The organism is Salinimicrobium sp. 3283s (genome assembly GCF_039602225.1).
Taxonomy (GTDB): domain Bacteria; phylum Bacteroidota; class Bacteroidia; order Flavobacteriales; family Flavobacteriaceae; genus Salinimicrobium; species Salinimicrobium profundisediminis.
The window spans coordinates 785,619-798,788 of the sequence record NZ_CP143631.1; the positions used below are offsets into that span (position 1 = coordinate 785,619).

At 42.3% G+C, this 13,170-nt stretch carries 8 protein-coding genes; 1 reads left to right on the forward strand and 7 read right to left on the reverse strand.

What is annotated here, in order from left to right:
• Positions 1 to 17: 17 nt before the first annotated feature.
• The 7 genes from VS868_RS03410 to VS868_RS03440 all read right to left on the reverse strand — a co-directional run bounded on the left by VS868_RS03410 (position 18) and on the right by VS868_RS03440 (position 10,772).
• Positions 18 to 1,193: an AraC family transcriptional regulator gene (locus VS868_RS03410; protein ID WP_266069195.1), complete on the reverse strand. Its 1,176-nt coding sequence runs from the start codon at positions 1,191 to 1,193 to the stop codon at positions 18 to 20.
• A gap of 467 nt (positions 1,194 to 1,660) precedes the next feature.
• Positions 1,661 to 2,647, reverse strand: coding sequence for an aldo/keto reductase (locus VS868_RS03415; protein ID WP_345599201.1), 987 nt, complete (start codon positions 2,645 to 2,647; stop codon positions 1,661 to 1,663).
• Positions 2,648 to 2,661: 14 nt separating this feature from the next.
• Positions 2,662 to 5,523 carry a glycosyl hydrolase 115 family protein gene (locus VS868_RS03420; protein WP_345599202.1) on the reverse strand — a complete coding sequence of 954 codons (2,862 nt, stop codon included), beginning with the start codon at positions 5,521 to 5,523 and terminating at the stop codon, positions 2,662 to 2,664.
• 12 nt (positions 5,524 to 5,535) lie between these two features.
• Positions 5,536 to 6,678: an endo-1,4-beta-xylanase gene (locus VS868_RS03425; RefSeq protein WP_345599203.1), complete on the reverse strand. Its 1,143-nt coding sequence runs from the start codon at positions 6,676 to 6,678 to the stop codon at positions 5,536 to 5,538.
• A gap of 6 nt (positions 6,679 to 6,684) precedes the next feature.
• Positions 6,685 to 7,854 (reverse strand): mannonate dehydratase, encoded by a 1,170-nt coding sequence (uxuA, locus tag VS868_RS03430; RefSeq protein WP_345599204.1) that lies wholly within the window; start codon positions 7,852 to 7,854, stop codon positions 6,685 to 6,687.
• Between the two features lies 1 nt (position 7,855).
• A complete protein-coding gene (locus VS868_RS03435; RefSeq protein ID WP_266069200.1) occupies positions 7,856 to 8,599 on the reverse strand; it encodes an SDR family oxidoreductase in 744 nt (247 codons plus the stop codon).
• 7 nt (positions 8,600 to 8,606) lie between these two features.
• A complete protein-coding gene (locus VS868_RS03440) occupies positions 8,607 to 10,772 on the reverse strand; it encodes an alpha-glucuronidase family glycosyl hydrolase (RefSeq protein WP_345599205.1) in 2,166 nt (721 codons plus the stop codon).
• A 178-nt stretch (positions 10,773 to 10,950) separates the two neighbouring features.
• Between VS868_RS03440 and VS868_RS03445 the strand changes: the two genes are divergently transcribed.
• Positions 10,951 to 13,155 (forward strand): glycoside hydrolase family 3 N-terminal domain-containing protein, encoded by a 2,205-nt coding sequence (locus VS868_RS03445; protein ID WP_345599206.1) that lies wholly within the window; start codon positions 10,951 to 10,953, stop codon positions 13,153 to 13,155.
• The last annotated feature ends 15 nt before the right edge of the window (positions 13,156 to 13,170 follow it).

A 13,170-nucleotide genomic window follows, 5' to 3' on the forward strand; every position in this document is an offset into this window, starting at 1 on the left:
AGAGAGGCTTCACAAAGCTAATTCATAGTGGCGGCATACTCGCTAGGGCTAACTTCCACAAGGGTTTTGAAGGTTTTACTAAAGGAAGTTCTGCTGGTAAAACCACATTCACTGGCCAAAGCTTCAATAGTGTTGCTTTCTAAATAGCCATTTTCAATAAGTTGTTTTGCATGCTCCATGCGTAGACTATTTTTGTAGGAAGCAAAGCTTAATCCGTACTGCTTTTTGAGGAAGTATGAGATATGATGTGAAGGCATTTCCAGTTCCCTTGCACATTCGGTAAGATTAAAATTTTGGTTTAGGTACAATTTTCTATCCTTTAACCCCATGAGTTTAGATTTCACCTCCTGCTCATCGAGACCAAATTTTAATTCATCATCCTGCTCTTTTGGCTCCTTTACAGCTACTTCGGGACTGGAAGCAGGTATTACTTTTTGAGGGTATCCATACAGAATTGTCGGAAAATAAATTGGAATAACTCCAATAAGGAATAAGGCTATATAAAGAAAGAAAGTAATTATACCTCCATTTTTTCCAATGACCAGCAACGAATGGAATAAATTCTCTTCAAACATTTTTTCTAATGCATAAAGAATAGCCAGTAATGCCATGATCATGAGAATACTCCAAAAAGTAACTAACCACTTATTTAGAATAGATTTTAGCTCATCATTCTTGTCTTTTTTGATAAAGGTTATAAGTTGAGGCAGTAATACCACTAACACCCCTAATTGCCAAACGTGGCGTATTAGAAGGTGTTGATCAAGAGTGAGCAGCCAGTAATCTACTTCCAGCCTCCTTTCCGGAGATGATATCGTATGGGAGATTATATCATTATAAAAACTTACCGGTTGAAGATAAACATAACTTACATCTATAACGCCCAGTAGAAAGGGAATGAATAAAATTAAATCGGTGATCTTGAAATTAAGCCTATCCGTTAAAATAACCTGGAAGTAATAGTAAATGGGAACAAAAATGAGATGATATGGTAACAAAGGCCACAGAAAGAACCAGGTAAAGTGTTCTAAATAGCCCCCATCTATAATATAAGCCTGTAAGGCATATAGCGAAAGAAGAAAGTAGAAACCTCCCAAAATACGGGTGGCAAGTGTATTTGTTGACCTCTTAAGAAATAAGGTAGTTGATAAAACAAAGCCGAATATGGCTGCGATTAATAAAATTAGAATCAAAATACACCTTTATAAATGTTACTCCCCTTTAACATTTTCGGAAATTTAAAGCAGTTTTAAAGACAAAATTTGTCTCCAAAAATGGATCTAAAATAACCGACACGAAGTAACTCAATATTTACGGAAATTCCCAAAATATAATTATAAGCAGCTTTTTCATCAATCAGGTCAACAATAAAGCGATTTGTCGAGTAAATTGTTCATTATAAAATCATAAAGAAGATCGCTTAAAAACACCTACTTCATCAAATTGAGGCATAAACCCCCTGAAAATTCCCACAAATCACTAAGAGAAAGTATCAGGTTTTGAGGAATTCACTAAAGTATGTTTGGCTGGATCTTTTATGAAGCTTCTTCTGAAAAAATATCCATATTCAGATCTCTTTAAAAGAAAGATCCCGTCACAAAAGAAGTGACGGGATCTCAAAAATGGTGTTTTTATTGTCAATTTTTCGTTGCCGAAATTTCTACCAGCGTTGATGAACTTCGTTTTTGATAAATTCCTCGTAAACCCTGTTCATTTTCTGAATTTGATCTTCAGAAAGATCTGGAGTTTCCTCTACTGAAAGATTTGATAGCAAATGATCTACTTTTGAAGCACCGGGAATGACAGTACTCACCTCTTCCCTTCTCAAGATCCACTTCAAGGCCATGGGCGCCAGATTTTCTGTATCGGGGAAAACTGCTTTTAAAGCATTTGCAGCCTCTACCCCCCTCTCAAAATTTACTCCGGCAAAAGTTTCCCCTTTATCAAAAGCTTCCCCGTCACGATTAAAATTACGGTGATCTTCGGGCGAGAAATGAGAATCTTTACTGAATTTTCCGGTTAACAATCCGCTCGCCAGAGGGACTCTTACGATGATCCCAACATTCTTCTCTGCTGCCATTTTAAAGAACTTCTCCTGTGGCCGCTGCCGAAAGAGGTTATAGATGATCTGGACCGTAGAAACGTTATCGTATTCCAAAGCTTTGATCCCTTCTTCAACTTTTTCGACACTCACGCCCAACTTGTCTATTTTGCCCTGCTCCTGCAATCTTTCAAAAGTCTCAAAGATCTCCGGCCTGTAGTAAACATCGGTTGGAGGACAATGCAACTGAATAAAATCCAGTCTTTCCAGCCCGGTGTTTTTTAGGCTATCCTCTACAAATTTAGTTAAAGCTTCGGGTGTGTAGCCCTCATTTACATGAGGTGATATCCTGCGGCCGCACTTGGTAGCCACATAGATCTTTTCAGATCTTGATCTTACCACTCTTCCTACCGCTGCCTCACTCAAGCCATCTTCGTAAACATCGGCTGTATCTATGAAATTTATCCCGTTGTCAATTGCGGTGTTAAGTATTTCTTCGGCTTTTTGGTCATCAAATCCCGAACCCCATTTCCCTCCTACCTGCCAGGTTCCAAGAGATATTTCAGATATTTTAAATCCTGTCTTTCCTAAAATTCTATACTTCATTATTAAATTTTATTTTATTCCACCTTTGCACTTTCGGGAGGTCCAAGATAGGAATCTCTATTTTCTCCCGTCCTTATCACAATCTTTTGTACCACCACGCCAGATTCTATGGCCCACACTTTCAAGCTGTGATTCCCCGGCTCAAGGTTTATTGTTGTTCTTACTTTCGTTACGTTGTTGGCTACCGAAGTATTCCAGTTATCCTCTGTCTGCTCATGCATATTGATCACTTCCGGTTCCCTGTCATCAACAGAAACTGCAAATTTCAAGCCGCCCTGGTTCCTGAAATCCAGCGTGGGAGATAAGTAAAATTCAACTTCAGCATCACCTGAACTAAAGTTATGAAAATTATAAGCGAGATAAGGGTTATTTTCAGAAAGTTCCTGCTGCGTGGGTGCATGCGGATAAGAAGCCATTGAAGATCCTGTTCGGCCAAGGTTTGGGATCAATTGCCACCCTCTGCTGTTTACCTGATTATTTTCTGAAAAGTTAGCCGCTTCCATAGAAATATAGCCGTTGCTCTCTACAAAGCCTTGAATATTCTCATCCTGCGGGTTGTTAACCGGAACTTCAACAGTTACTTTATTTCCAGCACCTTTAATTTGGAAAGAGCCATGAGTCATACCTTTAGGAGCTTTTTCCCAATTCACACTAACCAAAAGTCTTTTTTGATCTTCTATTATCCCTTTTTCTTCGGAAATCTCTATCCAATCTGACTTCTTCTGAATTTTATACTGAAAAGATTTTTGGCCTTTATTAAAAGCTTCCACGTAAAACTCCTGGTCGTTGAAGAGATCAAAGACTGGCAAGCTGCCGGAAGAATTCCTCTCAAAAATGGCATTTTTGGCACCCTGTACAACCACACCCATCTCAGCTTTTTCGGGAACTTCGATCTTTGCAACTTCAGGCATATTGTTTTGATCGGGTTGTTGCCAATAGGTGTAACCAATGTGCGTTTGAGACATCATATGGTTCCATTTTCCGTCTGCTAGATCGGTATGATACTGCTCCGTCAGTTCAGCATCTTTCTCAAAAAGTTCCTGGGTCTTATCGGCATATTTATTTGCTACAGCTCTGCCCTGGGCTGCATAAAGTTCATTTTTTGCCGCCGAAACGTACAACTCATTCAGGTTTGCCGACGCCTTTACAGGAAATAATAACAGTTGAAAATAAGCATCCTGATATTCTTCAGGGATCTGTACATAGATTGCTTCCGCCCGCTGTTCCAAATCACGATATTCTTTTACAATTCTATCAGCCTCGTTGAAGTTTGTGAGGCTATAGGTTTGGGGACTTATTAATTCAGGTTTCCTGCGGCTGTTGTATTTTGTGTAAGTGAGCAGGATATCTGCAATTTCTTCGGAATGCTCTTCGGGCAGCTGCCTTGCAGCCCAATCTTCAGTATAACTTCTCAGATCTCCGGTATCAATTTTTTCAGGATTCCAGGCATAATCCAGGAAGAAACTTGTAGGGTATTCCATAGGTTTTATGTCTCCCACATTCACTATCCAAAGTTGGTCTGCTCCAAATTCGTAAGCGAGGTTCATTTGTTCCCAAACGCGGGAAATTTGAGAGGTATTGATCCATTTATAATTTCTTGGGCCTCCCACGTAGTCAAAGTGATAATAAATTCCGTAGCCACCTTCTCTTGGAGCGTCATCGGGATTTGGGAGCTTCCGGATATTTCCCCAGTTGTCATCTGCCAAAAGCAGGGTAACATCATCGGGCACCCGCATTCCCTGGTCATAATAATCCTGCACTTCTTTATAAAGTGCCCAAACCTGCGGAGTTTCCTCTGCCGGTTTGCCTGTGACTTCAGCAATGATCTCCCGCTGGTCTTCCACAATTTTTTCGAGTAGTTCTATCGCAGTACCTTCAGCCATTGGCTCATCGCCGTCGCCGCGCATTCCCACCGTAACTACACTTTCAAAATCGCCCATGCGTTCAATCCCGCCTCTCCAGAACCCCTGAAGATTTTTTGGATTGGTATTATAATTCCATTCCCCTTCGCCAAAGCGTCTCCACTCGTCGTGTGCCCGCATTAATGGTTCGTGGTGAGATGTTCCTATTACCACGCCGTATTCATCTGCCAAAACAGGGTTTTTGGGATCATCATCATAAAAAGCTCTTCCCCACATCGCCGGCCACAGGTAATTCCCCTGCATCCGCAAGATGAGTTCAAAAACATGCACATAGAATCCGCTGGTGAAGCCGCCAAAATTCTCTGTTGCCCAACCTGCAAGTGCAGGGGCTTCATCGTTTATGAAAATTCCGCGGTACTTAACTTCTGGCGTTCCTTTGGTATGAGTTCCCGGCTTTACATAAAGGGCATCCGATCTTTTCGCCGGAACATCTGCCCAGTAGTACCAGGGAGAAACCCCAATTTCTCGGGACACATCATACATCCCGAAAATGGCCCCGCGTTTATCACTTCCCACGATCACCAGTGCCTGCTCCACCCCGGGAAATGGATCTTCCACCACCTTAATGACAAAGGTTTCCCATTTTCCTTCAATCCCCGAAACATCAATCTTGTTATTCTGAACCAGTTGGTCAATAAGGCCACTTTTGCCCAGGGTACCAACAATTACAGGTGTACCTGAAGTTACTTCGGAAATTTTTAATAACTCCGGAAGTTTTCCGGTCACCCTTTCAATATCCTTCTGAAGATCTTCGGCTACGCGATGAACGCCTTTAAAGTCATGATCATCAACGTAAATTGCCGATGTTATATTTGTAGTGACCAACGGAAAAAATCCGTTTTCTTCAGAAGTAGATATATAAGACTCCTGTGCAAGTACAGAGCTGTAGCTCAATCCCAGGAAAAGCAGGAAGAACAAAAAATTGGTTTTCATGATATTTAGGGAGATATTCATACTACTGATATTTTATTCTTTTTCTTCCTGGAAATCAATAACTTCAAAATATGCCTTTTTTCGCTGCATATCTTCGTCAAACAATAGCGGGTAGTTTTTTCGGCCTTCCACCGGATAATAATCCAACCAGGAATATTGATCTGAAAGGTTCCAGAAGGTCACGCTTGAAAGTACATCTTTGTAATCTCTAAAAACCCGGAAAAACATATCGTAAGCTTCCAGTTGCTTTTGTTCCAGTTCGGGTGTGAACTCGTCGGACTCATCTGGCCTGCGGTCTCTTTGTTCCTTTTCCCACGGATAAATAGACACATCAAGTTCTGTGATCTGCACTTCCAGGCCTAAAGAAGAATACATATCCAAAGCTTTACGCAATTCCTCTTCCGAAGGGCCATAGATAGACCAGTGCCCCTGAATTCCCACTCCGTCGATTGGCACATCCCGGTCAACCAGCATCTTTAAAAGTTTATAGATACGGTCCCTTTTTTCGGGAATAATGGCGTTGTAATCGTTGTAATAAAGTTTAGCATCAGGATCGGCTGCGCGGGCATATTCAAAGGCTTTAATGATGAAATCCTCTCCTGCTATGTCATACCATTCAGATTTTCTTAGGAATTGGGTGCTGTCATCGGCAATGGCTTCATTGACTACATCCCAGGCGTAAATAGTTCCTTTATATCGCGAGACTACAGAGTCAATATGGGTTTTCATCCTGCTTAGCAGCTCCTCCTTACTCACTTTCCCACCATCTTCAGCTTCAAAGATCCAGTCTCCGGTTTGCTGATGCCATACCAGGGCATGCCCCCGCATCATAAGATCATTTTCACGGGCAAAATTTGCAATTGCATCTGCCTGCTCCCAGTTAAACCGGTCTTGCTCGGGATGAATTGGCCCCATCTTCATTACATTTTCCGGAGTAATGCTGTTAAATTCCTTTTTAAGAAGTTCGGCAGATTCTCCCTGAACAGTGCCCGGTCCCACCGCCACTCCTATTGGAAAATAGTCTGAATAATAATCTTTAAGGCCTTTTTCCTGTTGCTGTTCTTCAGCGGTCAAAGTCGTCTGTTCTTCTTTTTCCGATTCATTTTTACAAGCGGTCAAAAGGGAAAGGGACAGCATCAAAAGCGCTGAATTTTTTAAAATGTTTAATTGAGCCATAGATTTCTATTTGTGAGTTTCAAGGATTCCGAGTTCGAGTCCGCGCAATTCAGCCAGACCTTTCAACCGTCCTATAAATGAATAGCCGGCGTAATAATTTTTATCTTTTTCCATGGAATGCAGATAACCATGATCTGGCCGCATGGGGATGCTTTTCTGTTTTTCCTGCTGAAGTTTAAGGATCTTCTTCATTACTTCGGTCATAGGAACATCTCCGTCTAAATGATCTGACTCCATAAAAACTCCGGAAGTTTCCCTTTTCACATTCCGAAGGTGCAAAAAGTGGATCCTGTCACTAAATTTTTCAAAGATCTGCAGAAGGTCATTTTTGGGATTTGCACCAAGAGATCCGGTGCAATAACAGAGTCCGTTGGCGTTATTATCCACATTGCTGAAAATATACTCCAGGTCGCTCTGTTTGCTAACCACTCTTGGTAATCCCAATACAGAAAATGGGGGATCATCTGGATGAATGGCCAGTTTTACACCACTTTCAGCCGCTACAGGAGCTACTTCTTTTAAGAAAGCAACCAGATTCTCCCGAAGTTTTTGATCATTAATATGGCTATAGGATTCAAGCAGATCTTTAATGATTTCCGGAGTGAAGTTCTCTTTACTTCCGGGCAAACCTAGAAGGATGTTCTTAAAAAGCTGCTCTTTTTCTTCAGAAGACATCTTTTCGCCAAGAGCTTTGGCTTCAGCAATCTCAGCATCGGAATAATCCTGCTCTACATTCTTCCTCTTCAGCAGAAAAAGGTCGAAAAAAGCGAATTTTACCGGGTCGTACCTTAGTACTGTTGCGCCTTCTTTATTTTCGTAAAAATGATCTGTACGCACCCAATCCAGGATAGGCATAAAGTTATAAGCCACTACTTCAATGCCACATTCACCTACGTTGCGGAGGCTTATCTTGTAATTTTCAATGTATTTTTCAAAATTACCCGAGCGTTTCTTGATATCCTCATGCACTGGAAGACTTTCTATCACGCTCCATTGCAAACCAAGGCCTTCAATTTCTTCTTTCCTCTCTAAAATGGCATTTTTGGACCAGATTTCTCCCACGGGAATTTCGTGCAATGCAGTGACAATCCCGGTGATCCCGGCTTGTTTCAATTCTTTAAGCGAGAGCACGTCGTTAGGGCCGTACCAACGCATGGTTTGGGTCATTTTATACATTCTAAAAACCTATTGAGTTTCCACCATCTACCGGAAGAACAGTTCCGGTAGTGAATTTGGATTCTGAAGTTGCGAAATAGTAAACTGCATCTGCAACATCTGAAGGTTCTCCCAGTTTTCCCATTGGGGTCCTGGAAAGCACCTTGTTCTTACGTTCTGGATCATTATCCAAAGCTTTGCTGGACATATTGGTTTTAATGAACCCGGGAGCAACAGCATTCACCCTGATCCCAAATTGCGCAAGATCTACGGCCATTGCACGCGTCATCCCGTCTATGGCAGTTTTACTCGCCGAATATGCGATCACTTTAGGAATACCATATTGAGCCGCCATAGAGCTAATATTGATGATGCTTCCGTAGTTATTCTTTTTCATCACTTTTGCCACTTCCCTGCTCACTGCAAACAGCGCAAGCACATTGGTGTGGAGAATATTCTGAAATTCGTCGTTAGTAACTTCAAGAAATTCCTTTTTCATATTGATCCCTGCATTGTTCACCAGAATATCAATTTTTCCGGCTTCTTCAGCAAGTTTTGCGACGGCTTCAGGTATTTCATCCAGATTATTGAGGTCAAGGATAAAAGGTTTTGCATTTGGCCCCAGTTCCTCGCAGGATTGCAGGGTTTTCTCTTTATTCCTACCATTTACGTAGGTGGTAATTCCGTTATCACAGAATTTTTTTGCGGTCGCAAATCCCAGTCCGGCATTTGCGCCAGTTACCAGTGCTATAAGATTTTTGTTCATAAGTAGTTTAATGCCAGGAAGGGCTTATGCCGGGTGCATAAGGGAATTCCAGTGATTGATAATATTCTAAATCATGTTCGGGTGTAGGGACAAATTCGGGTAATTCCATTTCAGAAAACTGCTGGAAATACAGAAGTACGGCATCACGCCACCACTTTGCTTCTTTTAGCTGAATTTGAAGCAGCATTTGTGTCGTGGCAAACCTCTCTTCATCTACATATTCTTCCATTTCATTCCAGGTCTTCACCATATCTTCCACTTCTTCCACACCTTGCTGATATTTAGCAGCCATGTTATGCCAAAGAGTCTTTCCATTCTTCATTTCATAATCCCAGGGCACGTGGTGGAACCAAAGCAAATATTGCTCGGGGGTTGTTTCTATTGAATTATACTTTTCTCTAAGTGGTTCTGCATATTGAGCAAGCGCATTGCTTCCTGTAGTAGTTCGGTCAAAACCAACTCCCAAAGAATCGGCACGGTGATAATAGACGGGATTCCATTCGGGCCTGTCCAGGTTGTCAACCCACGGGCCGGGGCCGTAATGATGCCCTGTGTCCATGATATGATGGAGACCTAAAGGAGTCATATAATTTACAACTGCTTCCCGGGAATCCAACATCATTTCACTCACCTCATCAACAAAATCCTTATCCTTTGAAAATGTCATTTTTAGCCAGTCTTCTGCGATCTCTTCAGAATCTATGTAAGGATCCCAGGCCAGTCTTCCAAAGCCATACCAGTTGGCCTGCCCAAAAGGATGACCTGTCCAGTTCTTTGCAGTTCCAATATTGGCCACCCCGGCGATTCCTGTTAATTTTTTATTTGACAGGGTTCCATCTATAACTTTCGCTACTGTAGATCCTTCCCCCTGTACATAGGTATCTTCATCAAGCACTTCCTCGAACATTTTTGGCAGGTAAACCAGGTGGGAACTAAAACCAAGATATTCCTGCGTGATCTGGAATTCCATCATTAGTGGGGTGTCGGGCATTGCGCCAAACATAGGGTGAAATGGCTCCCGCGGCTGGAAATCTATTGGCCCGTTCTTCACCTGCACCAGCACGTTGTCATGGAACTGCCCGTCAAAAGGTACAAATTCGGAATACGCCTGTTTCGCCCTGTCATCAGGATCGTGTTCTGAGTAGACAAAGGCCCGCCACATCACAATTCCGTTGTGTGGCGCTACGGCCTCAGCAAGCATATTTGCACCATCAACGTGAGATCTACCATAGTTATTAGGGCCGGGTTGTCCTTCAGAATTTGCTTTGACTAAAAATCCACCAAAATCGGGGATTTCAGCATAAATTTCATCGGCTTTATCTTTCCACCATTGTTTTACTTCAGGATCAAAAGGATCGGCCGTTTCCAGGTCACCCGATTCCATTGGGGAAGAAAAACGTGCCGTTAAGTAGACCTTAATTCCGTAGGGCCTGAAAACATCAGCCAGGGCTTTTACTTTTTCAATGTATGCTGAAGTAAGCACAACCGAACTGGCGTTCACATTGGTCAACACGGTTCCATTAACCCCAATAGAGGCATTAGCGCGGGCATAGTCAATATATTCAGGTTTGATAAGCTCGGGCAGGTGGTGCCAGTCCCAAATGGAGAAGCCGGCATAGCCGCGTTCCACGGTTCTATCCAGGTTGTCCCAGTGATTTAGCACCCTGATCTGAATTTTTGGAGAATCGGTTATAGATATTTTATCTATTGCGTTTCTCAACTGCATTTCTTTGATAAACCTGAAAGTACCGTATAGAAGTCCGGCTTCAGTTTCTGCAGTAATTACTGTTGCAGGTGTATTTCCAATGCGGATCTTTTTGATAATATAACCTTCAGAATTAATTTTTGTAAATTCTCCTTCCAAAGAAGGAAGCACATACGCAGGAAGGTTATCACGGGTGCCCAGAACCAGGCTGTTTTCTTTAATGGAGATAGCGGTTGGAATTGATGCGTCAAAGAACCCCGCATAAGCTTTTTCAAGCTCAGAGACCGCAGCATCCAGTGTAGCGCCAGACCCATAAGTTATTAATCCCTGAATTTGGGTGGAATAGTTTTCTCTTAGGGTCGCTTCTTCAATAGGATAATATTGCAGCCATAGGTCATAACCATCCTGAGAACGAAGGTTTAACGGGAGAATTACTAGTAAAAATATGAAGTAAAGACATTTAGACATTGGAGAGGATTATTTAAAATATGCACGTGATTTGGAACGGAAAAATAGAAAAAAATAACCTATCGGCAAAACATTTTACGCAATCGGTTGCGTTTAAATTAAAAATATATTTAATTTGTTAAGATGCAATGTTTATTACCTCTACACTAGAAGAATAACCAACCCATAAAATAGCCACATGAAAAGTCTAATAATCAGAAAGTTTTTAATTTTACTTATAACCTTTATTACGGGATTTGCCGTTGCCCAGGAAAATCCTAAAAATCAAAATTATCCTTTCAATGATCCTACCTTAAGTATAGAGGAAAGGACTCAGGATCTAATCAATCGATTGACTATTGAAGAGAAGGCCTGGCAGATGATGCATAACAGTCCCGCAGTAGAACGACTGGGCATCCCCGAATACAACTGGTGGAACGAAGCTTTACATGGTATTGGACGATCTGGTGTGGCAACTGTATTCCCTCAGGCCATTGGCATGGGAGCTACTTTTGATGAAGATCTAATTCTTGATGTTGCCAATGCGATCTCGGATGAGGCGCGGGCTACCCATAATACCGCAGTAGAAAATGGCTATCGCCGTCAATACAGCGGACTCACTTTTTGGACTCCGAACATTAATATCTTCCGGGACCCTCGTTGGGGCCGTGGGCAGGAGACTTATGGAGAAGATCCATTCCTTACCGCCTTATTGGGGACAGCTTTTGTAAAAGGTTTACAGGGTGATCATCCTAAATACCTGAAAACTGCTGCGGCCGCAAAACATTATGCCGTGCACAGCGGACCCGAAAAACTTCGTCATGAGTTCAATGCCGAAGCTTCCATGAAAGATATGTGGGAAACTTATTTACCGGCTTTTAAAGCCCTTGTAGATGCAGATGTGGAAACCATCATGTGCGCCTATAACGCGACAAACGGGGAACCCTGTTGCGCAAACAAATATTTATTGCAGGACGTTTTACGTGACAAATGGAATTTCCAGGGGCATATCGTAAGTGACTGCTGGGCGTTGGTAGATTTTTACGAAGGCCACAACGTGGTGGAAACTCCCGAGGAAGCTGCAGCTCTGGGAATTAAAAGCGGTGTGAACCTTAACTGCGGAAGCGTATATCCTTCCTTGGTCGAAGCCGTTGAACAAGGTTTGGTAACTGAAGCCGAAATTGACGAGCAACTTGCTGTCCTTCTAAAAACGAAGTTCAAATTAGGCCTTTTTGACCCCGCAGAAGACAATCCATATTCACAGCTTTCAGCAGAAGATCTCGACACCGAAGAACACAGGGCTCTGGCAAGAAAAGTTGCGCAGAAATCTATTGTAATGCTTAAGAACAACGGAGCATTACCTCTCAAAAATGACCTTTCCAAGTACTTTATTACCGGCCCGAATGCTACGAGTATTGAGGTGCTACTTGGAAATTACCACGGAATCAACCCCAACCTTGTCACCATTCTTGAAGGCCTTGCCGGGGCGATTGAGCCACAGAGCCAAATGCAATACCGCCAGGGAACATTGCTTGACAGACCAAATGCGAATCCGCAGGACTGGGCTTCCCCAAATGCGGGCAATAGCGATGCAACCATTGCCGTATTAGGAATTTCGGGAGTTCTTGAAGGAGAAGAAGGAGAATCTATAGCTTCAGAAACTTTTGGAGACCGGCTGGATTACAATCTTCCACAAAATCAGATCGATTATTTGAGAAAACTGAATGAAGCGGCAGGTGATGCTCCTGTTATCGCCGTGATCACAGGAGGTAGCCCTATGAACCTTCAGGAAGTACATGAACTGGCAGATGCTGTTCTCCTGGTTTGGTATCCCGGGGAAGAGGGAGGAAATGCCGTTGCAGATGTCATTTTTGGAAAGGTATCACCATCGGGAAGGCTCCCAATAACCTTTCCTAAGTCTTTAGATGACCTTCCGGCATACGAAGATTATAGTATGGAAGGCAGAACCTATAAATACATGGATGCAGAGCCCATGTATCCCTTTGGCTATGGCCTTAGCTACAGCGACTTTAATTATTCAGAGATCAAACTTTCAGACAAAAAACTGAAAAAAGGAAAATCATTAACAGCAAAAGTTGTGGTGACAAATTCCGGAGAAACGAAAGCAGAAGAAGTAGTTCAGCTTTATGTATCTGATCTTAAAGCTTCAGTAAGAACCCCAAAATCTCAATTATACGGAATAAAAAGGGTTGAACTGGAGCCTGGCGCTTCCGAAGAAATTTCATTTGAGATCACTCCGCAGATGATGCAACTAGTGAATAATGAAGGAGAGAGCGTTTTGGAATCGGGTGAATTTAGCGTCTACATTGGTGGCTCAAGCCCCGGAAAAAGAAGCATTGAACTGGGAAAAGAACTAAAAGAAGCCAATTTCACACTCAGGTAATATTCTAAGAAGATT

Excerpts from the sequence above, each read along its gene's own strand:
- VS868_RS03435 (WP_266069200.1), bottom strand. The coding sequence starts at position 8,599 with ATGAACAAAAATCTTATAGCACTGGTAACTGGCGCAAATGCCGGACTG.
- VS868_RS03420 (WP_345599202.1), bottom strand. The coding sequence starts at position 5,523 with ATGAATATCTCCCTAAATATCATGAAAACCAATTTTTTGTTCTTCCTG.
- uxuA (WP_345599204.1), bottom strand. The coding sequence starts at position 7,854 with ATGTATAAAATGACCCAAACCATGCGTTGGTACGGCCCTAACGACGTG.
- VS868_RS03425 (WP_345599203.1), bottom strand. The coding sequence starts at position 6,678 with ATGGCTCAATTAAACATTTTAAAAAATTCAGCGCTTTTGATGCTGTCC.
- VS868_RS03445 (WP_345599206.1), top strand. The coding sequence starts at position 10,951 with ATGAAAAGTCTAATAATCAGAAAGTTTTTAATTTTACTTATAACCTTT.
- VS868_RS03440 (WP_345599205.1), bottom strand. The coding sequence starts at position 10,772 with ATGTCTAAATGTCTTTACTTCATATTTTTACTAGTAATTCTCCCGTTA.
- VS868_RS03415 (WP_345599201.1), bottom strand. The coding sequence starts at position 2,647 with ATGAAGTATAGAATTTTAGGAAAGACAGGATTTAAAATATCTGAAATA.